This is a genomic window from Halobacteriovorax sp. XZX-3 (assembly GCF_043196495.1).
Taxonomy (GTDB): domain Bacteria; phylum Bdellovibrionota; class Bacteriovoracia; order Bacteriovoracales; family Bacteriovoracaceae; genus Halobacteriovorax_A.
On sequence record NZ_JBEBMO010000002.1, the window covers coordinates 442,017 to 464,446 of the forward strand.

General features: G+C 36.8%; 22 protein-coding genes. 17 read left to right on the plus strand and 5 right to left on the minus strand.

What is annotated here, in order from left to right; all coding sequences use genetic code 11:
• The first annotated feature begins 112 nt into the window (after positions 1 to 112).
• From rho to ABMA70_RS12680, 7 genes are all read left to right on the plus strand, one after another.
• Entirely contained in the window at positions 113 to 1,360 is a 1,248-nt protein-coding gene (gene rho, locus ABMA70_RS12650) for a transcription termination factor Rho (RefSeq protein ID WP_103219201.1), read from the plus strand.
• A 29-nt stretch (positions 1,361 to 1,389) separates the two neighbouring features.
• Positions 1,390 to 2,454 carry a peptide chain release factor 1 gene (gene prfA / locus ABMA70_RS12655; RefSeq protein WP_103219247.1) on the plus strand — a complete coding sequence of 355 codons (1,065 nt, stop codon included), beginning with the start codon at positions 1,390 to 1,392 and terminating at the stop codon, positions 2,452 to 2,454.
• A gap of 3 nt (positions 2,455 to 2,457) precedes the next feature.
• Positions 2,458 to 3,342 (plus strand): HemK/PrmC family methyltransferase, encoded by an 885-nt coding sequence (locus ABMA70_RS12660; protein WP_103219202.1) that lies wholly within the window; start codon positions 2,458 to 2,460, stop codon positions 3,340 to 3,342.
• Positions 3,335 to 4,585 (plus strand): UDP-N-acetylglucosamine 1-carboxyvinyltransferase, encoded by a 1,251-nt coding sequence (gene murA, locus ABMA70_RS12665; protein WP_103219203.1) that lies wholly within the window; start codon positions 3,335 to 3,337, stop codon positions 4,583 to 4,585. Before ABMA70_RS12660 ends, murA begins: the two co-directional genes overlap by 8 nt.
• An 11-nt stretch (positions 4,586 to 4,596) precedes the next feature.
• Positions 4,597 to 4,932 carry an HIT domain-containing protein gene (locus ABMA70_RS12670; RefSeq protein ID WP_392993083.1) on the plus strand — a complete coding sequence of 112 codons (336 nt, stop codon included), beginning with the start codon at positions 4,597 to 4,599 and terminating at the stop codon, positions 4,930 to 4,932.
• A gap of 111 nt (positions 4,933 to 5,043) precedes the next feature.
• On the plus strand, positions 5,044 to 6,036 hold the full coding sequence (locus tag ABMA70_RS12675) for a hypothetical protein (RefSeq protein WP_392993080.1): 993 nt from the start codon (positions 5,044 to 5,046) through the stop codon (positions 6,034 to 6,036).
• Between the two features lie 8 nt (positions 6,037 to 6,044).
• The gene (locus ABMA70_RS12680) at positions 6,045 to 7,067 is read left to right on the plus strand and encodes a hypothetical protein (RefSeq protein ID WP_392993077.1); all 1,023 of its coding nucleotides are present in this window, start codon (positions 6,045 to 6,047) and stop codon (positions 7,065 to 7,067) included.
• A 40-nt stretch (positions 7,068 to 7,107) separates the two neighbouring features.
• Here ABMA70_RS12680 and ileS read toward each other — a convergent pair whose 3' ends face one another.
• Positions 7,108 to 10,239, minus strand: a complete 3,132-nt coding sequence (gene ileS / locus ABMA70_RS12685; protein ID WP_103219248.1) for an isoleucine--tRNA ligase — start codon at positions 10,237 to 10,239, stop codon at positions 7,108 to 7,110.
• Positions 10,240 to 10,411: 172 nt separating this feature from the next.
• Here ileS and ABMA70_RS12690 point away from each other — a divergent pair, with 172 nt between their 5' ends.
• The 4 genes from ABMA70_RS12690 to ABMA70_RS12705 are packed head-to-tail and all read left to right on the plus strand — an operon-like array spanning position 10,412 to position 13,221.
• On the plus strand, positions 10,412 to 11,851 hold the full coding sequence (locus ABMA70_RS12690) for a hypothetical protein (protein ID WP_392993074.1): 1,440 nt from the start codon (positions 10,412 to 10,414) through the stop codon (positions 11,849 to 11,851).
• Positions 11,829 to 12,383 (plus strand): nucleoside triphosphate pyrophosphatase, encoded by a 555-nt coding sequence (locus tag ABMA70_RS12695; protein WP_233189738.1) that lies wholly within the window; start codon positions 11,829 to 11,831, stop codon positions 12,381 to 12,383. Before ABMA70_RS12690 ends, ABMA70_RS12695 begins: the two co-directional genes overlap by 23 nt.
• Positions 12,362 to 12,730 (plus strand): DUF167 domain-containing protein, encoded by a 369-nt coding sequence (locus ABMA70_RS12700; RefSeq protein ID WP_103219209.1) that lies wholly within the window; start codon positions 12,362 to 12,364, stop codon positions 12,728 to 12,730. Before ABMA70_RS12695 ends, ABMA70_RS12700 begins: the two co-directional genes overlap by 22 nt.
• The gene (locus ABMA70_RS12705; protein ID WP_103219210.1) at positions 12,727 to 13,221 is read left to right on the plus strand and encodes a hypothetical protein; all 495 of its coding nucleotides are present in this window, start codon (positions 12,727 to 12,729) and stop codon (positions 13,219 to 13,221) included. Before ABMA70_RS12700 ends, ABMA70_RS12705 begins: the two co-directional genes overlap by 4 nt.
• A gap of 26 nt (positions 13,222 to 13,247) precedes the next feature.
• Here the strand turns inward: ABMA70_RS12705 and ABMA70_RS12710 are convergent, their stop codons facing one another.
• The gene (locus ABMA70_RS12710) at positions 13,248 to 13,439 is read right to left on the minus strand and encodes a hypothetical protein (protein ID WP_103219211.1); all 192 of its coding nucleotides are present in this window, start codon (positions 13,437 to 13,439) and stop codon (positions 13,248 to 13,250) included.
• A gap of 423 nt (positions 13,440 to 13,862) precedes the next feature.
• Between ABMA70_RS12710 and ABMA70_RS12715 the strand changes: the two genes are divergently transcribed.
• The 5 genes from ABMA70_RS12715 to ABMA70_RS12735 are packed head-to-tail and all read left to right on the plus strand — an operon-like array spanning position 13,863 to position 18,970.
• Positions 13,863 to 14,759 (plus strand): TRAP transporter TatT component family protein, encoded by an 897-nt coding sequence (locus tag ABMA70_RS12715; protein WP_392993069.1) that lies wholly within the window; start codon positions 13,863 to 13,865, stop codon positions 14,757 to 14,759.
• 11 nt (positions 14,760 to 14,770) lie between these two features.
• Positions 14,771 to 15,751, plus strand: a complete 981-nt coding sequence (gene dctP, locus ABMA70_RS12720) for a TRAP transporter substrate-binding protein DctP (RefSeq protein WP_103219213.1) — start codon at positions 14,771 to 14,773, stop codon at positions 15,749 to 15,751.
• Between the two features lie 9 nt (positions 15,752 to 15,760).
• Positions 15,761 to 16,255 (plus strand): TRAP transporter small permease, encoded by a 495-nt coding sequence (locus ABMA70_RS12725; protein ID WP_103219214.1) that lies wholly within the window; start codon positions 15,761 to 15,763, stop codon positions 16,253 to 16,255.
• Positions 16,236 to 17,501 (plus strand): TRAP transporter large permease, encoded by a 1,266-nt coding sequence (locus tag ABMA70_RS12730; protein ID WP_103219215.1) that lies wholly within the window; start codon positions 16,236 to 16,238, stop codon positions 17,499 to 17,501. Before ABMA70_RS12725 ends, ABMA70_RS12730 begins: the two co-directional genes overlap by 20 nt.
• Before the next feature lie 5 nt (positions 17,502 to 17,506).
• Positions 17,507 to 18,970 (plus strand): hypothetical protein, encoded by a 1,464-nt coding sequence (locus ABMA70_RS12735; protein ID WP_392993064.1) that lies wholly within the window; start codon positions 17,507 to 17,509, stop codon positions 18,968 to 18,970.
• Positions 18,971 to 19,010: 40 nt separating this feature from the next.
• Here ABMA70_RS12735 and ABMA70_RS12740 read toward each other — a convergent pair whose 3' ends face one another.
• Both ABMA70_RS12740 and ABMA70_RS12745 read right to left on the minus strand, forming a co-directional pair.
• Positions 19,011 to 19,643: a hypothetical protein gene (locus ABMA70_RS12740; protein WP_103219217.1), complete on the minus strand. Its 633-nt coding sequence runs from the start codon at positions 19,641 to 19,643 to the stop codon at positions 19,011 to 19,013.
• 172 nt (positions 19,644 to 19,815) lie between these two features.
• Positions 19,816 to 20,469, minus strand: a complete 654-nt coding sequence (locus ABMA70_RS12745; protein ID WP_103219218.1) for a hypothetical protein — start codon at positions 20,467 to 20,469, stop codon at positions 19,816 to 19,818.
• Positions 20,470 to 20,905: 436 nt separating this feature from the next.
• Here ABMA70_RS12745 and ABMA70_RS12750 point away from each other — a divergent pair, with 436 nt between their 5' ends.
• Positions 20,906 to 21,388, plus strand: a complete 483-nt coding sequence (locus ABMA70_RS12750) for a hypothetical protein (protein ID WP_103219219.1) — start codon at positions 20,906 to 20,908, stop codon at positions 21,386 to 21,388.
• 7 nt (positions 21,389 to 21,395) lie between these two features.
• Here the strand turns inward: ABMA70_RS12750 and ABMA70_RS12755 are convergent, their stop codons facing one another.
• Positions 21,396 to 22,373, minus strand: a complete 978-nt coding sequence (locus ABMA70_RS12755; RefSeq protein WP_103219220.1) for a bifunctional oligoribonuclease/PAP phosphatase NrnA — start codon at positions 22,371 to 22,373, stop codon at positions 21,396 to 21,398.
• Positions 22,374 to 22,430 lie beyond the last annotated feature (57 nt).

Consider the following 22,430-nt stretch of genomic DNA (forward strand, 5'->3'; position numbering starts at 1 on the left):
TACCAACCAATTTAATCTTATAAAATCCATGCCATTAATGGATCATTAATAGAGGCAAATTCTAAACCAATCCAATTTTATATATTCAGATATTTCAGGAGTAGTACATTTTATGCATTTAAGTGAATTGAGAGAGATGGAAATCAAAGAGTTAAACAAGATTGCGGAAAAAGCAAAAATTGAAAACTCTGCGGGTATGAAAAAACATGAACTAATCTTTGCTATCCTAAAAGCACATGCAAAAGAGAAGCAGGACATTTTCGGAAACGGTGTTCTTGAAATTTTACCAGATGGTTTCGGTTTCTTAAGGTCTCCAGGCTATAACTACCTTCCTGGTGCCGATGATATTTATGTATCTCCAAGTCAGATTAGAAAATTCGCTCTTAAAAAGGGTGACTCTGTAGAAGGACAAATTCGTCCACCAAAAGACAACGAGAGATACTTTGCTCTTCTAAAGGTTAGCACAATCAATGACCAAACACCTGAAGCGCACAAAAAGACAGTACTATTCGATAACTTAACTCCACTATATCCACAAAAGAAAATCAACCTTGAGTTTAATCCAAGCAATTACTCAACTCGTATGATTGATATGTTCGTACCACAAGGTTTTGGTCAGCGTTGTCTAATCGTTGCACCTCCAAAAGCTGGTAAGACGCATTTACTACAAGAAGTTGCTAACGCAATTACTGAAAATCACCCAGATTCAGTTCTAATCGTTCTTCTAATCGATGAAAGACCGGAAGAAGTAACTGACATGAAGAGAAATGTTAACGCAGAAGTTGTTTCATCAACATTTGATGAGCCAGCAAACCGTCACGTTCAAGTAGCAGAGATGGTTCTTGAAAAAGCGAAGCGTTTAACTGAAGCAGGAAAAGATGTAATCATCCTTCTTGACTCAATTACTCGTCTTGCTCGTGCATATAACACTGTTGTTCCACCGTCTGGAAAGATCCTTTCTGGTGGGGTTGACTCAAATGCTCTACACAGACCAAAGAGATTCTTCGGTGCTGCTAGAAATATTGAAAATGGTGGATCACTTACAATTATCGCAACAGCTCTTGTTGATACAGGTTCAAGAATGGATGAAGTTATCTTTGAAGAATTCAAAGGTACAGGTAACTCTGAAATTCAACTTGATCGTAAGCTTCTTGAAAAGAGAATCTTCCCAGCACTTGATATCAATAAGTCATCGACTCGTAAGGAAGATCTACTTATGGATCAACTTGATCTTCAAAGAACATATGTACTTAGAAAGGTTCTACACCCAATGAGTACAATTGATGCAATGGAGTTCATGCTACAAAGAATTACGAAGACTAAAACTAATGCTGAATTCATGGATTCAATGAATAGCTAAGAAGCAGCTAAAAGGATTTTCAAATGAGCATGTTTGATAAGCTTGATTCAGTTGTACAGCGCTTTGAAGTACTAACTGAAAAAATGGCAGACCCAACATTATATGATAGGCAAGAGGAGTTCAAAAAGATTTCAGCTGAGCGCTCAAATCTTGAAGAAGTTGTTATTGCTTACAAGAAATATAAGCAGATCAAAGAAGATATTGCGGAAGCAAAAGAGATGCTTAAGGAAAATGATCCTGATATGAAGGAGATGGCAAAAGAAGTTCTTGATGAGAACGAGCCATTAATTCCTGAACTTGAAGATGAGTTAAAGATTCTTCTTCTGCCAAAAGACCCATTAGATGATAAGAACGTTATGGTTGAAATTCGTGCCGGTGCTGGTGGGGATGAGGCTTCGATCTTCTCTGGTGATGTTCTAAGAATGTATCAAAACTACGCTCGCTCAGTTGGATGGAAAGTTGAAATTGATTCTCTTTCTGAAAACGATGAGGGGATTAAAGAAGTTATCTTCTCAATCTCTGGTGAGAAAGTTTACTCAAAAATGAAATATGAGTCTGGAGTACACAGAGTTCAACGTGTTCCAAAGACTGAGTCTCAGGGACGTGTTCACACATCAACAATCACTGTTGCAGTTATGCCAGAGACTGAAGATCTTGAGTGGGAACTTGATATGAATGATGTTCGTGTTGAAGTTATGCGCGCATCTGGTTCAGGTGGACAGCACGTTAACACGACAGACTCTGCGGTTCGTATGACTCACATTCCAACAGGAATTGCAGTTTATAACCAGGATCAAAAGTCACAGTTAAAAAATAAAGAGAAGGCGAAGAAGATTCTTGCGGCTCGTATCTTTGATAAAATGCTTCAAGAAAAAAATGCTTCTGAAGCAGCTGAGAGAAAAGGTCTAATTGGTACTGGTGATCGTTCTGAGCGTATTAGAACTTATAACTATCCACAAGGTCGTTTAACTGACCACCGTATTGGCCTGACTCTTTACTCTCTCGATAAAATCGTAGAAGGTGATTTAGCTCCAGTTCTTGATGCTCTTATTGCTCATAACCAAGCTGAACTCTTAAAGGGCCAAGAAGAGTAGTAAATGAGTTTTACAACTCTCGGTGACTACATTAGCTCGTTCTTTAATGAGAATAAAAAATTCTTAGAGGCAAATTACCCTGGAATTACAATTTCTCGCTTAAAGGGGGAGCTAAAAGATTTCTGTCGCATCCTTGAATCTCAATTCGATGACATTTATATTTCTGAAAATAAAGGTGTCATCGAGCAATTCTTAAAAAAAGTCAGGCAGGGGATTCCCCTCGAATATATTAGTAATCGTGCATTCTTTTATCGTTCTTCATTTTACATAAATGAGAATGTTCTTATTCCACGTAGTGAAACTGAAATCATGGTGGAGTGGACTTCTGAATATATTAAAAAAAATAAGCTAAATGATATTTCAATTGCAGATATCGGCACGGGAAGTGGCGCTATTGCCTTAAGCTTAGCAGGTGAGATTGGTGAAATAGAAGCGCGTATTGTGGCCAGTGACATTAGTCCAAAGGCCCTTGAAGTTGCTCGTGCCAATAAATTCTTTCACCGTTACCGTTATCCAAAGACTGTGAAAATAGTCTTTGAAGAGTCTGATTTATTAACTAACCTCAATGAAAATTTTGATATCATCATTAGTAACCCTCCATATATAAAGGAGAGTGCTGACTTAAGTGAAGTGCATGGACAGGTTCATCGTTTTGAGCCACATCTGGCCCTTTACTTAAAAGATGAAGATTACGATAATTGGTTTAAAAATTTCTTCCAACAGGTGGAGGAAAAGCTGAAAGCAGGTGGACTGTTCATAATGGAAGGTAGTGAATTGCATTTAGAACACTTAAAAGATATTTTGAGTGAATATGAATTTACTAATCTCGAGTTGATTAAGGACTACACAGACCGCTACCGTTTTCTAAAAGGAATTAAAAATGGATAAGATTATAGTTAAAGGACCAGCTCGTCTTTCTGGTGAAGTTGAAATTTCTCCTGCAAAGAACGCGTACCTGCCAATTTTAGCAGCAATCCTTTTAACAGATAAGAAAGTAACACTAACGAATCTTCCAAAGCTTCGTGACATCAATACAATGCTTAAGCTTCTTGAAATGATGGGAGTTGAGTGTAATCGTGATGGTAAGAATGTGACTTTCGATGCATCAACTCTAAGTTCTCACGAAGCAACTTATGAGCTTGTTAAAACAATGCGTGCATCAATCTTTGTACTAGGGCCGCTTTTATCACGTCTTGGAAAAGCAAAGGTTTCTCTTCCTGGAGGGTGCGCAATTGGGACACGTCCAATTGATATCCACCTAGATAATCTAGAGAAGATGAATGTAAAAATCGAAATGAAGAATGGTTTTGTTTTTGCTGAAACTGATCATTTAAAAGGCGCACATGTGAAACTTAAGTTTCCATCAGTCGGTGCCACTGAGAATTTAATGATGGCCGGTGTCTTTGCTGATGGTCAGACTATTATTGAAAACGCAGCGATGGAGCCAGAAATTGACGATCTTGCAAACTTCCTAAATACATTAGGTGCAAAAGTTTCAGGTATCGGTACATCTCGCATTGTTGTTGATGGAATTAAAGAATTAAGTGGTGGAACGTACCAAGCAATTGGTGATCGTATTGAAGCTGCTACTTATATTATTGGTGGCCTTATGACAAAGTCAGAGGTTACGGTAAAGAACTTTAATCCTAAGCATCTTTTTAATGTTCTTGAAAACCTTCAAGGCATGGGAGCCAAGCTTGAGATCGGTGATGACTTCGTTAAGACATACCCATCATCACTAAAAGGTTCTAAAGTAATTACAGAGCCATTTCCTGGATTCCCAACTGATGTGCAGGCACAAATGGTAGCACTTCTAACAGTTGTAGAAGGGAACTCTCTTGTAACAGAAAATATTTTTGAAAATCGTTTCATGCACGTACCAGAACTAACTCGTCTTGGTGCAAGTATTGAACAACTTGGTAGCTCTGTCTTTATTGAAGGTGGTAAACCTCTAACAGCTGCACCAGTTATGTGTACAGACCTAAGAGCGTCTGCGGCCCTTGTTCTTGCTGCTCTTTGTGCATATGGTGAAACAAAAATTGATCGTGTCTACCACTTACAACGTGGTTATGAAGATCTACCTGAAAAGCTTAAGAAGCTTGGTGCAAGTGTCGAACTCGTAAACGAATAGGGAGAAGCGTAATGAGTGATTGTTTATTTTGCAAAATTCTAAATGGTGAGATTCCTTCAACGAAGGTATTTGAAAATGAAAATGTTTATGCATTTCAAGATATTCAACCGCTAGCAAAAGAGCACTACTTATTTATTCACCGCAATCACTCTAAGAATATTAATGAGATGAACCGCGATGATATGGCCCAAGTTTTTGATGCCATCAAAGAGTTCTCTCAATCAAATGAGCTTGAAAAGAATGGCTTCCGCGTAGTTTCAAATATCAACCAACATGGCTGTCAAAGTGTATTCCATACGCATTTTCACGTACTTGGCGGGGAACAGCTTAAGGGTTTTGGGTCTTAAGTCACTTTTTAGTATTCCAAATTAAAAAACAACTATTTCAAAATAGAAAAAATATCTCCTTTGGATTGATTTTCGCTATAACGGCAAAAATTAATTTTAAGGAGATTTTTTATGCGTTCATTTTTTCTGATTCCCATGATCCTACTTCTTTCATGTGGGAAATCTAACGAAAGAGCATTTTATGGCCAAAATCTTAATCCAAGCTTTAAAGGCCAGTCACTTACTGCAACACAAATTCAATGTGAATCAATAAAAACGAATATTACAGACATGGAAATTACGTGCCCTATGTCTTTTATCAATGAAGATAAACAATTTCTTTTCTCTATTGATATGGACGAGCAAGCTATCGATATGAAGAAGTATCCAGAGCTTGGCGAAGTAGAACTTGAAATTTCAATTAAAGAAATGATTCATGCAAGATTCTACCTTGTATCTAAATATGGAAAAAGACTAAGTGAAGATACTTTATATGACGGAAGTCGTACTCTTAAGTTTCAAGAGTTAAATCGTGGAGATTTTGCGGCCCATGAAATTTACTTAAAGATTAATAATTATTTTACGGGAGATCGTCCGAAAGTCGTATCACCAGAGGAAGATCTAAATTGTAATACAGGTATTTTTAATATTAATGATGTGAATCTTGCAGATCTTAAAGGTCAGTGTGAAAATTTAAAATTCATTCCTCTTGTAAAGGCCAAGGTTATTATTCCAAAAGTGGAGACTGTTTCGATCAATGGAAGGCTTTCAGCACTAACTACAGCAAATAGTCCAATAAAATTACCAAATCGAGATCTCGTAAATTTTAAATATGTATCAGTAAGTGATTTTGAAGAAGGTGAAGTCGATCCAAGTTTATTTTATCTTGAAAGTATTGACCAATATGGCCTTCACTACTTTTTAAATGATTCAAGTTACTGTGTAACTGTAGGAGTGATGGAAGTTTTTAAAGTTAATATCGACAAGAGCTTACATCGTTTGAACATTAGTCATTATGAAGGTCTTAATATCATAAAAGATAAATCTAGCTATAAAATAAGTCGTCAAAAAAAGTGTTATCCTGTTGAGCCTGTTTTAACTGGATTTGTAGTAGTTAAGGAATAGGGAGAGTTATGAAAGTATTAAGTTTAGTTATGTTATTTGTATTAGTTTCTTGTGGCTCAGGTAGTGACAAAAGTAAAGAAAGTGCTAATCAAGCAATGATCTCAAGCAAATCATTTCTACTTGAATGTAATAAGTTAGAGAGTTCTCTATTTAGCGATAGTGAGTGTAATAAGATCGGTATTACAAACCAAAAAATATTTCTATTTAATTTTGATTATTCTAACAATCAAAACATTTATGAAGATGGAGTAGAGAACTTCGTAAATCTTAAAATAAATCTAGGTGAAGATGTTATTGAAGGCCGTTTCATATTGATTTCAAAATATGGGAAGGTTTTATCAAATGAAGCTGTTTATAATCAAAACGAAGGAAAACTTTCGTTTTTTGAACTTGAAGAAGGAAATTTTCTTTCACATGAAGTCTATCTGCAGACAAAGTCCCTAATTCTTACTAATGGGGAAAATATTAAATATGATTTAGGAAAATCTTTAAAGTGTGTAACAGGAAAAGTGAATTTTGAAGAGTTTCAAAATTTAGTTCAACCTGACGGATGTGAAAACTTGAGGATGGAAAAAGTCTATACTGGTGCTCTTGTTCAAAAAGCTGAGTTTTATGAAGCTGAAGAAACAAGGTTAGTCACACGCGTAATGAAAAATGGAGTGATCTCTAAACCTAAGAAAGGGCAAGAATTTGTAAGTATTTCAGTTTTATCAAAATATGAGGTGAAGTTATTTAATCATTTCTCTAAAGAAGTGAAAGAATTTTCTGAAGTATATGAAATAGATGAAGAGTCAGGGACACTTTTTATTAAAAAGGAGAAACAGTGTTTAACAACTGGAATCTTGAAATATACAGATCGAGAAGTTAGAACTGGGAAATGGTTTGTCGTAGCAGATGAGATTGTGATGAAAGCTGCTTCGGGAAGTATTGAAGTTCAAGGTACTATTTTAGATGCAAAAGAAGATTATAAACGAAATGAATGTTTTGATCTAAATCCACAACCGATTGGATATATGTTAATTAAAGAATAAAAAAAGCCTCCGTAATGGAGGCTTTCTTTTTATATGCTGATTAAGCTTTAACAATTGTCATTTTTAGATTTTCATCATCAACCTTAAACTCATGCTCAAGTTCCCCTGTGCTAACAGTTAGAGAGTTAGCAAGAGTTTCTTTTGTGATGTAATCAGTATGAGTCGTGATTGCTTTTGCAAGAAGATCAGTAGCTGCAAAAGTTACTTCAATTCTATCTTCAACATTGAAACCAGAATCTTTTCTTGTTCTTTGGATTCTGTTTACAACCTCACGAGCAAGACCTTCAAGGATTAGCTCTTCTGAAAGGTTCGTGTCGATATCGATTGAGATATAACGATTTGATAGGGCCTGAGTACCTTCTTTTGCTTCACGGAAGATTAAGATATCTGAAGGCTCAAATGTTTCTCCAGCAAGTTCTAGGCTTCCTTTTTCTTCAAGCTCATTCAGCTCAGCTGCTCCAAGCTTTGAGATGATCCCCATAAACTTACCAAAATCTTTTCCTAGACGTTTTCCTAGAACAGGAGAATTTGGTTTAGCGTATAGTTTGATGTAGTGGTCTTCATCAGTAGTATACTCAACAGTTTTAACGTTAAGTTCTGACTGGATATATCCTTCAAGCTTCTTGATTTCATCAAGTAAAGCTTGGTCTTTGTGGATTACACTTAGACGAGCAAGTGGAGTCTTAACCTTGATTTGTACTTGATTACGCTTTTGACGTCCAAGAAGAATAATCTGTTGCATTCTATCAACTGCATCTTCAAGGATTGAATTTTTAAGTTCTTTATTAGCAACAGGGTAGTCACAAAGGTGAACTGAAAGATTCTTTTCACTTGAATCAAATTTCTTAAGTTCACTAAAGATATGCTCAGATAAGAATGGTGCAAATGGTGCCATTGCAATCGTAACTTCTTTTAGTGTTGTGAAAAGTGCAGTGTATGCTTGTTTCTTATCTGATGTTAGTCCTTCGCCCCAGAAACGTGATCGGTTAAGGCGAATATACCAATTTGTTAAATCTTCAATGAAGTGGAATAGGGCAGGAACAACGTTGTAAAGTTGGTACTGTGCCATTTCAGCTTCGATATTTTCTTTAAGAGTTTGTAGTTTTGAGATTACCCAATTGTCAGTAATATTGTCGCCACTTTCAGCATGCTCACTTAAATTCCATCCATCAATTGATGCATATGTTTGGAAGAATTTGAAAGAGTTTAGCCATGGTAGAAGGGCACGACGAACCATGTCCTTAACACCTGCATCTGTAAAGCGTTGTTCTTCACCTTTCACAAGTCCTGAGTTGATTAGGTATAGTCTTAGAGCGTCTGATCCGAATTCTTCCATAAGCTCATCTGGAGCAGTGAAGTTTCTTAGAGACTTACTCATTTTCTTTCCATCTTCAGCAAGAACTAAACCATTAACAATTACGTTCTTGAAAGCTGGCTTATCAAATAGGGCAGTTGAAAGGATTGTTAGTGTGTAGAACCAACCACGTGTCTGGTCTAGACCTTCAGCAATAAACTCTGCAGGGAATCCATTTTCAAACATTTCTTGGTTTTCAAATGGGTAGTGAAGTTGAGCGTAAGGCATTGATCCTGATTCGAACCAACAGTCGAATACATCAGGAATACGCTTATAAGTTCCTGCTTCACCTTCGATTGTAAATGTCACTTCATCTGTGTACTCACGGTGAAGATCAGTAAGTTCAACTCCTGAAAGCTCTTTAAGCTCTGCAATTGAGCCAAGGCATTTCATATTTCCTGTTTCATCGTTGATCCAAACTGGAAGAGGAGTTCCCCAAACACGTGTGCGAGAAACTGCCCAGTCGCGAGCGTTCTCTAGCCACTTACCAAAACGACCTGCTTTGATGTGACCAGGTACCCAGTGGATTTGCTCGTTATTTGCAACAAGCTTATCAACGATCTCTTCTACTTTTACATACCACTGTGGGATTGTACGATAGATTAGTGGAGTTCCTGAGCGGTAGCAGAATGGATAGCTGTGCACTAGGTTTCCGTGATCGTATAATTTTGTATTATCTTTTAGTTCTTTGATGATTTCTTTATCAGCATCTTTTACATAAAGACCTGCATAAGTTGAAACTTCTTTTGTAAATTGACCAGCATCATCGATAGGGCAAACTTCTGCCATCATGCCAGCTTCTTTACAAATTCTATTATCGTCTTCCCCGAATGCCGGTGCTTGGTGAACAATACCAGTACCACTGTCAGTTGTTACGTAGTCGTCATTTAAGATTTTGAAAGCACCTTCAGCTTTGAGATCAGCGAAGAAGTCAAAAAGTGGCTCATAAGTAAGACCTAGAAGTTCGCTTCCTTTGAATGATTCCCCAACAACTTCAAGGTTGCGCTTCTTTGCAAAAGCTTCAACTCTTGCTTCAGCGAAGATGATTGTTACACCACGGTCGTTATCTTTTACACGAACGTAATCAACATCTGGCCCAACACAAAGAGCAAGGTTCGATGGAAGCGTCCATGGAGTTGTCGTCCATGCGGCAACATAATCTGCACCTGCTTTAGCTGGATCATCTAATTTGAAAAGTACAGTTACGGCCGGATCTTGAACGTCACGGTAATCAAGACCTGCTTCAAAGTTTGATAGACCTGTTCCTAGACCAGTTGAGTAAGGAACAACTTTTGTTCCCTTGTAGACCATATTCTTATCCCAAAGAGATTTGAAAACCCACCAACATGATTCCATGAAAGTTGGATCCATTGTCTTATAGTCATTGTCAAAGTCTACCCAACGTCCAAGGCGTGTTACAGTTTTACGCCATTCAGTTGTGTAGCGATCAACAATTGAGCGACACTCTTGGTTGTAACCAGCAACACCAAGTTTCTCTAGTGCTTCGTGTGCAGTCATTTCTAATTTTTTATTAATTTCTTGCTCGATCGGTAGACCGTGAGTATCCCATCCAAATCTTCTTTGAACGTAGCGACCTTTCATTGTCCAATATCTTGGAACGATATCTTTTAGCGTTCCAGCAAGTAGGTGACCGTGGTGAGGAAGACCTGTGGCAAATGGAGGGCCATCGTAGAAAATATATGGCTCTTTCTCTTTTGTTTGTTCTAGTGATTTTTGGAAAATTTCATTCTCTTCCCAAAATTTTAAGACTTCATGTTCTGTGTTAACAAAAGAAAATTGTCCGTTATCCTGACTCATCGTATCAACCTTGTCTGTTATAGTTATGTGTAAATTAATATTTGGCCCAAAATTTAACATGAAACCCATGATTTTGACAGTTTAGATGGGCCTGAAAGTGGCAATTCTTACCGAAAAACTTGCAAATTCGCGGCACAGTTAGGGCCGGTGGCCGAAATTGTCGATAAAGTTCATGATGCTACGTATTTTATTTATTTTAACCATTACACTTTCAACTTTTGCTAGCTCATCAGAGTTAGAAACAAAGTTTAAGGACGACCGTAAGTCTCTAATCAAATGGGATGAGCTTAAGGCCCAGAAGTGGCTAGACTTTGATGAGTGGAAAGAGGAATTACGCTTTAAAGAAAGCTATCCACTTTGGCGTGATCTTGAAAAAATCTCAGGTATCGATGAAGAGATTGGCCGTGTGATCAAATGTGTGGGGGAGTGTACTCTCTTTCGAAAGCTTGGAAATAATAAAATTGGTTTTCGATCTCTGATAAAAGAAAATGATGATATTGAAACTGGTATCGATAGCTACCTTTGGCTTATGCTCTTTGATGGTACATTGATTCGTATAGCACCTGAAAGTTCAATCTCACTAAAAGAAATGAATATTTTAAAAGACGAAGTATTTTTCAATATTCGTATGAATGTAGGAAATGTTCTTTTGATTTCACGCTCAAAAGAAAAACTTAAAGAGTTGGACCAAAGAGATACTGATTCTGTTTTCTTTCCTCTTCCTATTAATAAAACCAATCCCGTCGTTTTTGATAAAGATGTTTCTATGAATGAGTATCTTTTTGAAGATGGACTACGTTATAAATCTCGTACTCGCTTTATTAATGAGGCGATAGAAAAGAACAATAAAAATGTCATAAGAAAGAGTCGATTCTTTATACAATCTCCATTGTATTCATTTGAAGCCTATTCTCCATCATTTGAAACTTATGTTTCAATTGGTGATGATAGCTACCTTAAATTCAGAGATGATGAACAGTTAGGATACAAAAATGACTTGGCCTCATCTCCAAAAGTAAACTTACGTGGTTATGAAAATGATAGTTTTGAAGAGTTAGAATATGGAAGTTGGTATAAATTTTCTTTCATTAATCGAAATGTTTTTGTCACGAAAGACTCTGAAGTTTTAAGTCAAAATGAATTATTTACGAAGCGAATTTACGGAATCTACTATACTCGTGAAATCTTTTTAGAACGCTACGGAAAGCCATTATTTGCTGAAGGTGATGAGGTTCAGTTAGCCAAAAATTATGGTTTGAGACTTTGGAAAAAAGAAGAATTAGAAAAGCGTCTAAAATTTCTATGGACTCATGTTAGAGAGGTTGAAACGACAAATCTTGCGATCGCTGATCGTTATCGAAAGTCTGTTTTAAATCGAGCAAACCGTCGTGATAAAGATGTCCTACGAAAAGATTTTTACACGAAGGCACAAGAAAGTTACTATAAAATCGGTGCGATGGAGAATTCGAGAAGTTATTTTCCAAAGCTTAATTCAGAAAAACAAGAACTATGGAAGAAGTTAAATGGTATCTACACTGAAATTTATCCTGGCCTCAGGGAGTCCACGTCGAAAGGAACTACTATCTTGGATGAAAGTTCCGATTCAAATTAAGCCTTCAGCTGTTGAAGAAATAACAACTAAAGAACATCCAAAAGATATTGTCGAAGAATTGGCCGAGCTAAAGGGAAGAGATATCTTTACGCAAGAATTTCCAAAAGATGGAAATGTCTTTGTTGTCGCTTCTGATACTCTCGTTGCTATAGGTGATAAAGTTTTAGGAAAACCTAATGATCGCGACCATGCAAGGCAGATGCTACTAGAGTTATCTGGTAAAGAGCACGATGTTTTTACAGCTGTATATATGGCCTATAGAGACAAGGAATATACTTTTTCAAGATGTTCAAAAGTAAAGTTCACAGATATTTCACCCGAAATTTTAGAACTTTATTTAGAAAGTGATGAGGCCCTTGATAAGGCGGGTTCGTACGGAATTCAAGGACAAGGTCTACTCTTTGTTGAACATATGAGTGGCTCGTATTCAAATGTTGTAGGTTTTCCTCTCGCTGACTTTATTGCTGAAATGAAAACTTTTCTTGATGAGCTTGGATTTGAGAGCAGCAATTGGAGAGAATTATTTCAATAAAAGACTATTTAAAAACACAATGCCTGAACTTCATTACTCTTTCGAATAGTGAAAGTGAATTAATAGTTGAACTTGAAGTTTGGGCAAAGCCTGGTGCAAAAGTTGAAAAGGTGAGTGTTGCGGAAACTGGGCAACTTATCGTTAGCACTCAGGCCCCTCCTGAAGATGGAAAGGCCAATGCTGGTATTGAAAAGTTAGTTGCAAAGAAATTCGGCGTAGCAAAAAATCAAGTTCAACTTACTCAAGGACTTCAGTCTAAGTTTAAAAAAATGGCCATAAGCTTCGTCTTTGCGCATAATAAAGATACTGAATATTACTTAGCTAAGATAAAAAAGGCCCTAAATTGAAATCAGTTTTAATGACTCTTTTATTCATACCGACTTTGACTGTCTATGCTCAAGCAGACAAAGGTGAGACTCAATCTGAAAAAGAGATGAGTAAAGTAATGTATGCGAAAATTGAAGAGGTGAAGAATATCCCTCCAAAAGATTACGTAACAAAGACTCAAATCATAAGAAAAGAAATTGATCATTATATTGATCTTAAAAAGGGTGTTTGCTCTGGGGATTACTCGACATTTGTTTTAGATCATAAGGATATCGAGGCCAGTCAGCATAAATTAACTAAAATAGAAAAAGATCTTTGCTACAGAGAGCTTAGAGGCTTTCAAGTTACTTATATCAATAACTTATTCATAGCCAAAAAGAATTACCTCAATCATTTACATGAAGAGAGACTGAAAAAACTGGAAGAGATACGCGAGGAAACACTACGTAGCTTAAAAGCTACGTACGACAAGCAGCTGATTTCTCCTAAGGGAAATCGCAAGAAAAGATAAATAAGAAAAAAGCTGTGGGCCTATTCTTATTCCGCGTCTTCTTGTGTTGCTGTTCTACCAAGAACTGCACGAGTTGGTCTTAAGCTTCTCACTTTTAATAGTGATTTTCTTGGCTTTAGTGAAGCTGACTTACGAATAGTCTTTAGCTTAATTTGACCAATTACGCTGTTGTTCGTGTTAGACGATAATTTTTCGTTAGATGTTTCTTGTGATGACATCTCCATCTCCTTATTAAACGATTAAAGGTTAAAAAATCACTTACCTTAATCGTAATAAGATTCAAGAGACTCCAGAACTTAAATCCGATTAGGTAAGTAGTTCATCTACTCGTAGAAAAACTACTCTCAATGGTCACTCCGTGACAAAGTTTAGTAACTTAAATATATACTCGGCACAAATTAGCAAAAAATTGAGCCTTTCGAAATATTTCCCTAATCATATCACGAGGTTAGAAATGGTGCAACACGGCTATCACTAAGGGATTTGGGCGTCAATGAAAATGCATTAACCACTTGTAATTACTGAATAGATAAGGCAAATTACTACTATATTAATTATAAGGATCGCCTGTGAATTGCAAAAAAATGTTGGCATTGCTGATATTGTTCATAAATCTAGTTTCTTGCTCAAGTATAAAGAAAGTGGCCACTAACCAGATGGGGGATATGATCTTTGAGACATCTGAGGCCGTTTTTACTGAAGATAACTGGGACTTATTTGAATCGACAATTGATAGCAATATTAAATTAGTTGAAAACCTCTACGCCGCTGATCGCGAAAATCCTGAATTCATTGTTACTCTCATAAAAGCATATAGCGGTAAGGCATTTGCCATCGATGAAACTTACTATCTTAAAGATCAACTTAAAGAACTATCAAATTCAAAATACCGAGTTAATGCTCTTTCAAATTACACACGTGCTCTAAATTATTCTGCGCTATTTTTTGAAGTACGAGGATTTAAAGATTTTGATTTCACTCGCTACATTTCTTCACCAGAAGATTTTAAAAAATTACTTGATGAAAACTTAAGTGATAACGCTACAAATATCGAAGGTGTTTTCTATACAGGACAAACGCTTGCTTCAATCATTAATCTACAAAGAGATAATATGAGGGCCGTCGCTTATCTTCCTCTTGCAAAGGTTATGTACGATTGGTCATGTGAAAAGAATGGAAATTTAGCGCAAGGTGCTTGTGATATTTTCAATGCTTCTTACGCTGCTTCAAGACCTCGTGGACTTGGTGGGGACCCTGTAACTGGTAAGCGCTTATTTGAAGAAGCTATTCAAAAATGGCCAAATAATATGTTAGTTAGACTTTCATTTATTCAGTTTTATGCGGTTCCAATGTTTGAAGAAAATATCTATCGTAATCAGAAATTAGAAATGAATAAATTTCACCGTGAGCAGATGGAGCCAACTTATTGGAGTGGTGGAAAAATTGAAACACCAAAGGTTGATTACAATAACCTTTTTAATTTAATTGCACGTAAGAGATTAAAAATAATTGAAGGCTTAGAAGAAGAGATCTTCTAATTGGAAAAATCATGTCAAAATTTAAAGCATTATTAATTCTACTATTAACGACGAATGTAATGGCCCTAACTTTAAAAGTTGGTGTTCTAACTCCTGAGGGAACGAACTGGGCAAAGAATCTTAAGAAAATGGCAAAGGCCATTAAGAAAGAAACAAATGGTGAAGTAAAAGTGAAGTTCTACTTCGGTGGATCTCAAGGAGATGAACCAGATGTTTTAAGAAAGATTCGCGTTGGACAACTTCACGGTGGAGTTTTTACTGCAAAGACACTTGGTGATATCAATGGTGATGTTCGTGTTGTCGAAATACCTTTTAACTTTTTTCATGATCGCAAGAAGGCCCTAAAGACACTTGATGATTTAACGCCATTTTTAAATAAGAAAATAAATGAAAGTAATTTCGTTAATCTTGGCTTCTTTGATATTGGGATGGTTTACTTTGTTTCAAAAACAAAGATTTCTTCTATTGATAGTCTAAAAGGTGTAAAAATCTGGTCTTGGGAAGGGGATCCTCTTGTTGAAACTATTCTTGGGGAGATGAAACTTGTTTCGGTACAGCTACCTCTTCCTGATGTTTTGTCTTCTCTTTCAACTGGAATCATTGAAGCAGCTTATGCACCACCTTTAGCGATTCTATCAATGCAGTGGAATACTAAAGTTAAATATCTTATTGATTTCCCTCTTACAATGTCTGTTGGAGCCTTCTTAGTAAATGATAAAGTCTTTAATAAGATCTCTCCTGCAAACCAAAAGAAGGTATTAGCAATTTCTAAGAAGTATATTGATCTTGTTAAGGCGACAAATGAAAAAGACAATCAAGATGCTCTTGATCTGATGAAGGCATCTGGTGTTGAATTTGTTAAATTTAGTGATGCCGATATTAAACGTGGATATGAAGTACGTGAGGCAACAATTAAAAAGTTAAAAGGAAAATTATTTTCTGAAGAAGCATATAATAGACTTGAAAAAAGTTTAAAAGCTCAAAAGAAGTAGAAAGAACTCATGATACGCAAGATAGAAGAAGTTACAGATCTCGTTGTAGGCTGGCTAGTTGTGGCCAATGTTGCTGTTATGCTAGGCTTAAGTGTTTTGGCCATTATCTTTCGTTGGTTTGATATTTCATTTTCTTGGGTTGATCCACTTGTTCGACATCTCGTATTTGCTCTGGCCTTCTTAGGTGCAACACTTGCCAGTGGAAAGTCGAGGCATATTGCAATTGAGATTTTACCAAAATTTTTAGAGAGTGAAGGTAAACACCGTTCTTTATTCATTCTAAATAAGATAACTCAAGTGTGTATTATTGTTGGAACGACTTGGCTTTTTGCTTCAGGTGTTCAGTTCTATAATGTCGAGAAACAATTTGGAAACTTAACTTCACTGGGATTGCACTCTTCTGTTTTAGTTGCAATCATTCCAATTGGCTTCGCCCTGATCTTCATTCGCACGATCTTGGCATTTTTAAATTTTAAGGAAGATTATGAGCCTCATAACAATTAGTATTGCCGCATTTATTTTGGCACTAATTGGAGTGCCACTCTTTGTAGTTCTTGGAAGTCTTGCCCTTGCAGCTTTCTTTCATAATGGAATTGAGCCGTCGGCCGTCTCTGTTGAAATTTACCGTCTCGCATCGGCTCCGACAATTCTAACGATACCTCTTTTTACTTTTGCTGGATACTTACTTGCTGAATCGAATGCACCAAAAAGACTATTTCGTTTCACGAATGCGCTACTTTCATGGATGCCTGGAGGAGTTGCTATTGTTGGACTCGTTCTTTGTGCTTTCTTTACTGCCTTTACTGGTGCTAGTGGGGTAACGATTGTTGCTTTAGGTGGATTAATTTATCCAATTCTTATGAATCGCGGTCACGATGATAAATTCACGATGGGATTTATTACGACTTCAGGTTCTTTAGGTCTTCTCTTTCCACCAAGCTTACCAATTATTCTCTATGGAATTGTAGCAGGAGTGGATATTGATCAGCTTTTTAAGGCCGGTATTGTTCCAGGAATGCTTCTCATCATTGGTTTAGCAATTTATTCAATCTTAAAGGCTCCGAAGAACCATAGTGAAAGAGGGAAGTTTGATTTGAAAGAGGCGCTTCTTTCTTTAAAGGGCGCAGCGTTTGAATTATTTTTGGCCCCTGCTGTACTTGTCGGAATTTACGGTGGGATTGTAACGGTTACAGAAGCAGCTGCCTTTACTGCGTTTTATATTTTAATGATCGAGTGCTTTGTTTATCGTGATCTAAGCTTTACAAAGGATGTACCTAAAATCGTTGTGGATTCAATGACAATGGTAGGTGCTATTTTAATTATTCTCTGTTGTGCTCTTGGCTTAACTAATTTCTTAGTAGATGAAGAGGTGCCTAATCAACTCTTTGGTGCTTTTAACCACATTCTTACGAACAAGTACGCTTTTCTTGCTTTCTTGAACATCTTCCTTTTAATTGTTGGAAGTTTAATGGATATATTTAGTGCGATAATTGTCGTCGTACCTCTCATCCTTCCATTAGCTCAAGAGTTTGATATTCATCCAATTCACTTGGCCATCGTCTTTTTAACAAATTTAGAGATCGGCTATATAACTCCTCCAGTGGGAATAAACCTCTTTATTAGTTCTATTCGATTTAAGAGACCGATTACTGAACTGTATCGCTCGGCCTTACCTTTTCTTCTTATTTTACTAATTTGTTTGGCCATTATTACCTATGTTCCTGCCCTGAGTCTTATCTGGGTAAAATAAAGAGGATGAATATTTTTAAATACTTACAAATTTTTGCCTTGGGTTTTACTGCCTCGGCCTTAGACGTGAAAAAGGGTGAGTGGGACTTTGAAGTCTATGAAGGACCACTGGACCCTCGATTAGTTATTGATTATCAAAACGATAAACAAGAGTTCCTTGATGAGGTTACAGGACGCACATACTTTAGTGTAATGCTTGAGCCTGCTATCTTTGATTTAACTCAAGAATTTGATCGCTATATCTATCCTAACTTTGCCTGTTCAAAGCATGAGATGACTGAAAATATTGAGTATATGCGCTACCTAGTGCGACTAACAAGTATTGCAAGTCTTTATGAGTTTTACCGTCAGTCAAGTATTGCTCTTTATCAGTTAGGTGATGAAAAGAGTTGCGCTCTTAGCTATGATGCAATTTTTAAATCATGTAAGCCGAAGTCTAAAGATATGAAACTCTTTACTAAAAGAGTATCTGACTACTTTCCCGATATCGTTGACTGGGGGAAGTATCCTATTAAGCTCCAAACGGATCGACGTTTTGATTTAGCAAATTACCATCCAACTTTAGTTAAGATTCTTAGCAGTCACTTTGGTGGTGATAGCAAGACTTCTATTATTAACAGCTGCCAATTCGTTAAGAGTGAAATTCAAAGCTTGTGTAGTGAGGAAGATAGCTATTTATCTGCGCTAAATGTTGAAGAGATTAAGAAAGAAATTTTAACGACGAGTGCCTATAAAATTATCAATGCTAGTGGAAAAGGTGAGTCTTGTTTTTCTCGTTATGAAGAGATGACAAAGGATCAAGTTTCTATCGATAAGAAGAGTGCTGAGATTATTCGTACCGCATTAAAGGGTGAGGATGACTTAAAAGTTTTCTGGTTTGGTTCTTTGCGAGAGTTTGATGAGAAGGGGATTACTTTAGTTGAAGAAAAGGTCGTTAAAGAAGAACCTAAAATTGTAGCAAAGGTTGAAGTTAAAGAGCCTAAGGTTATCAAAACTGTTGATATAAAAACAATTAAAATCATTAGAAAACCTAAGCCTGAACCAAAGAAGCCTGAGCCAGTTAAAGAGATTGTTTTTTCTGCGTTTGAAACGGCAGTCTTAAATTATGAGAAGTCTAAGAAACAAACTGAAGTAGCAATGCCTTCTTTTAAAGACGATTATAAATTCTCAAAGAAAACTCTTGAAAGATTCAACGGTTCATTAAGAAGCTATCAAACAAGAAAACAACTTTCTAAAATGAAGAGAGTTGATAACCTTGGAAGCCTTCAGGCCCCAATGAGTTTAACGTTTATTAAGTATCTAATCGATTATAACCTTCATCAAGGTCTTTATAATATGACAAGTATTCTAGGAAATGAATTCTTTGTTATTAACGATCTAGAGGGGAGAACTCGTCCAATTAAGATTGTTCTTGATAATAATGAAGAGACGAAGTTTAGATGGAAGATTTGGGTTACTCAAGCTGAATAAGAAAGGCCCGCTATAAGCGGGCCTTCTATTTTGTAGATGCTTAATACTTACGTGATAGCTTCTTAAGTCTCTTCTCGTATGCAGATTTAACTGATAGAGCTAGGAAGAAACCTGCGTTTTCACCATTCTCATCTTGACCAAATAGTGAGATGTTACCAACTCTCTTGTCACCAGCTTTGAATGATTTTGTCCATGCAAATCCGTAAAGGTTAAAGTTTTGTAGTGGTACCCAAATACCAAAAACTTTTGGACCAACATAGAATGCCATGTTTTTAACTTTTTCAACAGTAAATGCTACTGCTGGTAGAGCACCTGCTGCTACACCTGGGATCATACGTCCACCAGGAAGAGTCTTAGGGTCTAGTCTATTTACATCTGATGAGAAAATATCATCAAGTGAAACAGTAAACGTTAGAACTGAACCAGCACCTTCTAGGTTAGGGTTAAGTCCGATAAATGACTTCTTGTACTTTGGTACTTTGTAAGTAGCACCTGCCATAATTGAAACATCTTCAAGTACCATTGAAACGACAACGTTATCTTCAAGTAGATTAACATTCGGTCCATCAACACCTGGGATTTCAACATTTCCTTCTCCACAAGAAACAGAGAAGAAAGAGAAGCTTAGTAGAGCCACGACTGTCAGTAGTCTTTTTCTTAATGTGATTTCCATATCCATACCTCACTAGTTTATAGGAAAAAATTCTCTCGTATGTTCATCTATCGACAGATATGAAGGGGTTCTTAATTTTTTTTGAAGAAAAAAAAAGCCCCTAGATTCCTAGGGGCATTTTTCCTGTATAGAATGTTTTGGTCAGTTATTACAGAATTTTTAAAACTTCTGATTAGTATCTATCAGCAAGTCTTTCAAGTGATCTTTCTTGTGAGCTTGAAACTGTAAGCGCTAAGAAGAAACCACCGTTTTCACCATTTGCATCTTCACCAACAAGTGAAAGGTTACCAACTCTCTTGCTATCAGTGTAGAAACGAGTTGTAAGCATTGCACCTGCCATATTAAGGTTGTTTACTGGAACCCAAATACCAAAGATTTGTGGACCTACGTAAAAAGCGATGTTCTTAATACTTGGTACTGAGAAAGCAACTGCTGGAAGGGCACCACCAGAAACACCTGGAATTGCACGTCCACCTGGTAGAGTAAGTGGATCAAGACGATCAACTTTTCCGCCAAAAATATCATCTAACGATACAGAGAAAGCAAGTAGTGTACCGTTTGATTGAAGGTCTGGTGAAATTTCAACATAAGAATTTGTGTAGTTAGGGATATTGAAACGAGCTCCACCCTCAACAACAACGTTTTCTAAAATAATATCAACTAAGATATCATCACCTAGAAGGACTACTTTTGGTCCATCTACACCTGGAATGTCCATGTTTCTAGAACTGTCCCCCGAACCACATGACGTCGTTAATAGTGACAGGGCCATAAGTGCAGAAGTGATTAAAAGTTTTGATTGCTTAAATACTACAGAATTTTTCATAATTACCTCAAATGACTTTCTATTGATTATTCATTTTCCTTTTAATAGAAGTCTCTTTGAAGGCTTGTGCTCTTTTACAACTAATTGAACTCCACTGACGTACGACAAAGACCACAAATCGTTCTCTCTTCAATTTCGATAAATGCATTATGAAGAAATCAAGAATTTAAACAAGGTGATGTTGATCTGAATTTACTTTTTTTGAAAAAAATGTAAATTTTTTCAGAAATGGTCTTGTTATTTCAGCTACTTAGTGGTGCTCTACATGACTTTTTTTGAGGGTGATCGCCTCGGATGGTCGTTTAGAATTTTACTTTCAAAACTGCCGTAGAAAATGGACACTGCCTTTGTAACTAGTCGAAACCTTAATCGAAAAGGCCCATCCCCCGAAATTTTCCACCTAACATCTCAAGTGAGAAAAGGTTAAAATATAGGGGTGAGATTATTAAGTGACAGAACAAATTTACGAACTAATTCAACAACGGCCACTAAGAAAGTAGGGCGTAGTAATGCCGCTGCAGACTTACCTGTTGCTTCAAAATCTACTGGTGGTCAAAGTATCGTTCGACGTGAAAGGCCTTCTGAGCTAAGTAGAGGCGAAATTAAGGCAAAAATAGAAAATCACAAAAGAGAAAAAGAAGAAAAAATGAAGGCCGCAATTGCTGAACATAAAGCTACTAAACAAGGGCAAGCAGTGCAAAAAGCGTCTTCACCTGTAGAGAAAAAAGCGCAGGCCATTAAAGAGGCGACAAAGGCGGAAGTAAAGATCACTCCTGAAGGAGAGCCTTTTGGTGATATCGCAAAGAATGATCCAAAAGATCCAGCTACTCAAGAAAAGCTTAAGGGTGTACTAACAGCAGGGGCATTTAATTTTTCTGATAAAGAAAGAGATGTTCTGGCAAAAATTCTTAATCAGTAGAGTCTACTTACTCAATCATTAATTCAATTTTTTCAATCACCTCAGGAATGACCTTTGCAAGGTTTCCATCAATGATTGTAGCTGCTGAGTGATTGTGTCCACCACCACCAAGGGCCTGGGCAATCACGCCAACGTCAACTGTTTGATTGACTGAGCGAAATGAGATCTTAACTTTGTCACCAACTTCTCTAAACATACAAGCAACTTCAATACCTTCAAGAATGAGTAGGTGATTGATAAAGCCGTGAGTGTCTTCAGTTTCACAACCAAAGCTTTCAATCTCTTCTTCTGTTAGAGAAATCCAAGCAACCTTGCCATTAGGACTCATTTGACAAGAGGATAGAACCTTTCCTATGAGCTTCATGTATTCAACTTGTTTAACACCGTTGATTTGATTAAATGCTTGAGGAGGAGAAATTCCAGTATCCATAAGTTTTGCAACAATACGATGCGTATTACCTGTTACAGTAGGATAGCGGAATGAGCTTGTGTCGATAATAATTGAAGTATAAAGGGCCAAGGCCATTTTCTTATCAAATTTTACACCAAGCGCCTCAATTAACTCGCCAACTAGTTCTCCTGTTGCAGCCTTTGAAGAATCGACACAGTGGATGGCCGCAATTTCTTTTGGGCAAGGGTGGTGATCGATAAATAGAAGCTCGCTTGATTTTAAAACAAGCTCTTGAACGTTCTTTCCGATGCGAGGAAGAGCGTTAGTATCTGTTACGATAAATAAATCAATTTTATCAAAGTAGTCTTTTGAATCATTGTAATTTGTAATCACACCATCTGGATCTAGGTAGCGATAGCGATCGAATAATTTTTCTTCATTAATGCAGATTGCATTCTTCCCAAGCTTTCTTAAGGCCATGCAAAGGGCAATCTCACTTCCGATACCATCGGCGTCTGGAAAGATGTGAGTTGTAATAACAATATTATTAGCTTTTTCAATAAGCTTCTTGAAGCGTTCTACATTTCTGGTCATATTTATCCTAGTCGGCAGAGTTAGGTAAATGATTAAATTTTAAGACTTTTCTTATTG

Coding starts and splice junctions, on each gene's coding strand:
- ABMA70_RS12680 (WP_392993077.1), top strand. CDS start 6,045: ATGAAAGTATTAAGTTTAGTTATGTTATTTGTATTAGTTTCTTGTGGC.
- ABMA70_RS12675 (WP_392993080.1), top strand. CDS start 5,044: ATGCGTTCATTTTTTCTGATTCCCATGATCCTACTTCTTTCATGTGGG.
- ABMA70_RS12730 (WP_103219215.1), top strand. CDS start 16,236: ATGAGCCTCATAACAATTAGTATTGCCGCATTTATTTTGGCACTAATT.
- ABMA70_RS12660 (WP_103219202.1), top strand. CDS start 2,458: ATGAGTTTTACAACTCTCGGTGACTACATTAGCTCGTTCTTTAATGAG.
- ileS (WP_103219248.1), bottom strand. CDS start 10,239: ATGAGTCAGGATAACGGACAATTTTCTTTTGTTAACACAGAACATGAA.
- ABMA70_RS12755 (WP_103219220.1), bottom strand. CDS start 22,373: ATGACCAGAAATGTAGAACGCTTCAAGAAGCTTATTGAAAAAGCTAAT.
- ABMA70_RS12725 (WP_103219214.1), top strand. CDS start 15,761: ATGATACGCAAGATAGAAGAAGTTACAGATCTCGTTGTAGGCTGGCTA.
- ABMA70_RS12745 (WP_103219218.1), bottom strand. CDS start 20,469: ATGAAAAATTCTGTAGTATTTAAGCAATCAAAACTTTTAATCACTTCT.
- ABMA70_RS12740 (WP_103219217.1), bottom strand. CDS start 19,643: ATGGAAATCACATTAAGAAAAAGACTACTGACAGTCGTGGCTCTACTA.
- ABMA70_RS12735 (WP_392993064.1), top strand. CDS start 17,507: ATGAATATTTTTAAATACTTACAAATTTTTGCCTTGGGTTTTACTGCC.
- ABMA70_RS12690 (WP_392993074.1), top strand. CDS start 10,412: ATGATGCTACGTATTTTATTTATTTTAACCATTACACTTTCAACTTTT.
- dctP (WP_103219213.1), top strand. CDS start 14,771: ATGTCAAAATTTAAAGCATTATTAATTCTACTATTAACGACGAATGTA.
- prfA (WP_103219247.1), top strand. CDS start 1,390: ATGTTTGATAAGCTTGATTCAGTTGTACAGCGCTTTGAAGTACTAACT.
- rho (WP_103219201.1), top strand. CDS start 113: ATGCATTTAAGTGAATTGAGAGAGATGGAAATCAAAGAGTTAAACAAG.
- ABMA70_RS12695 (WP_233189738.1), top strand. CDS start 11,829: ATGAAAGTTCCGATTCAAATTAAGCCTTCAGCTGTTGAAGAAATAACA.
- murA (WP_103219203.1), top strand. CDS start 3,335: ATGGATAAGATTATAGTTAAAGGACCAGCTCGTCTTTCTGGTGAAGTT.
- ABMA70_RS12710 (WP_103219211.1), bottom strand. CDS start 13,439: ATGTCATCACAAGAAACATCTAACGAAAAATTATCGTCTAACACGAAC.
- ABMA70_RS12670 (WP_392993083.1), top strand. CDS start 4,597: ATGAGTGATTGTTTATTTTGCAAAATTCTAAATGGTGAGATTCCTTCA.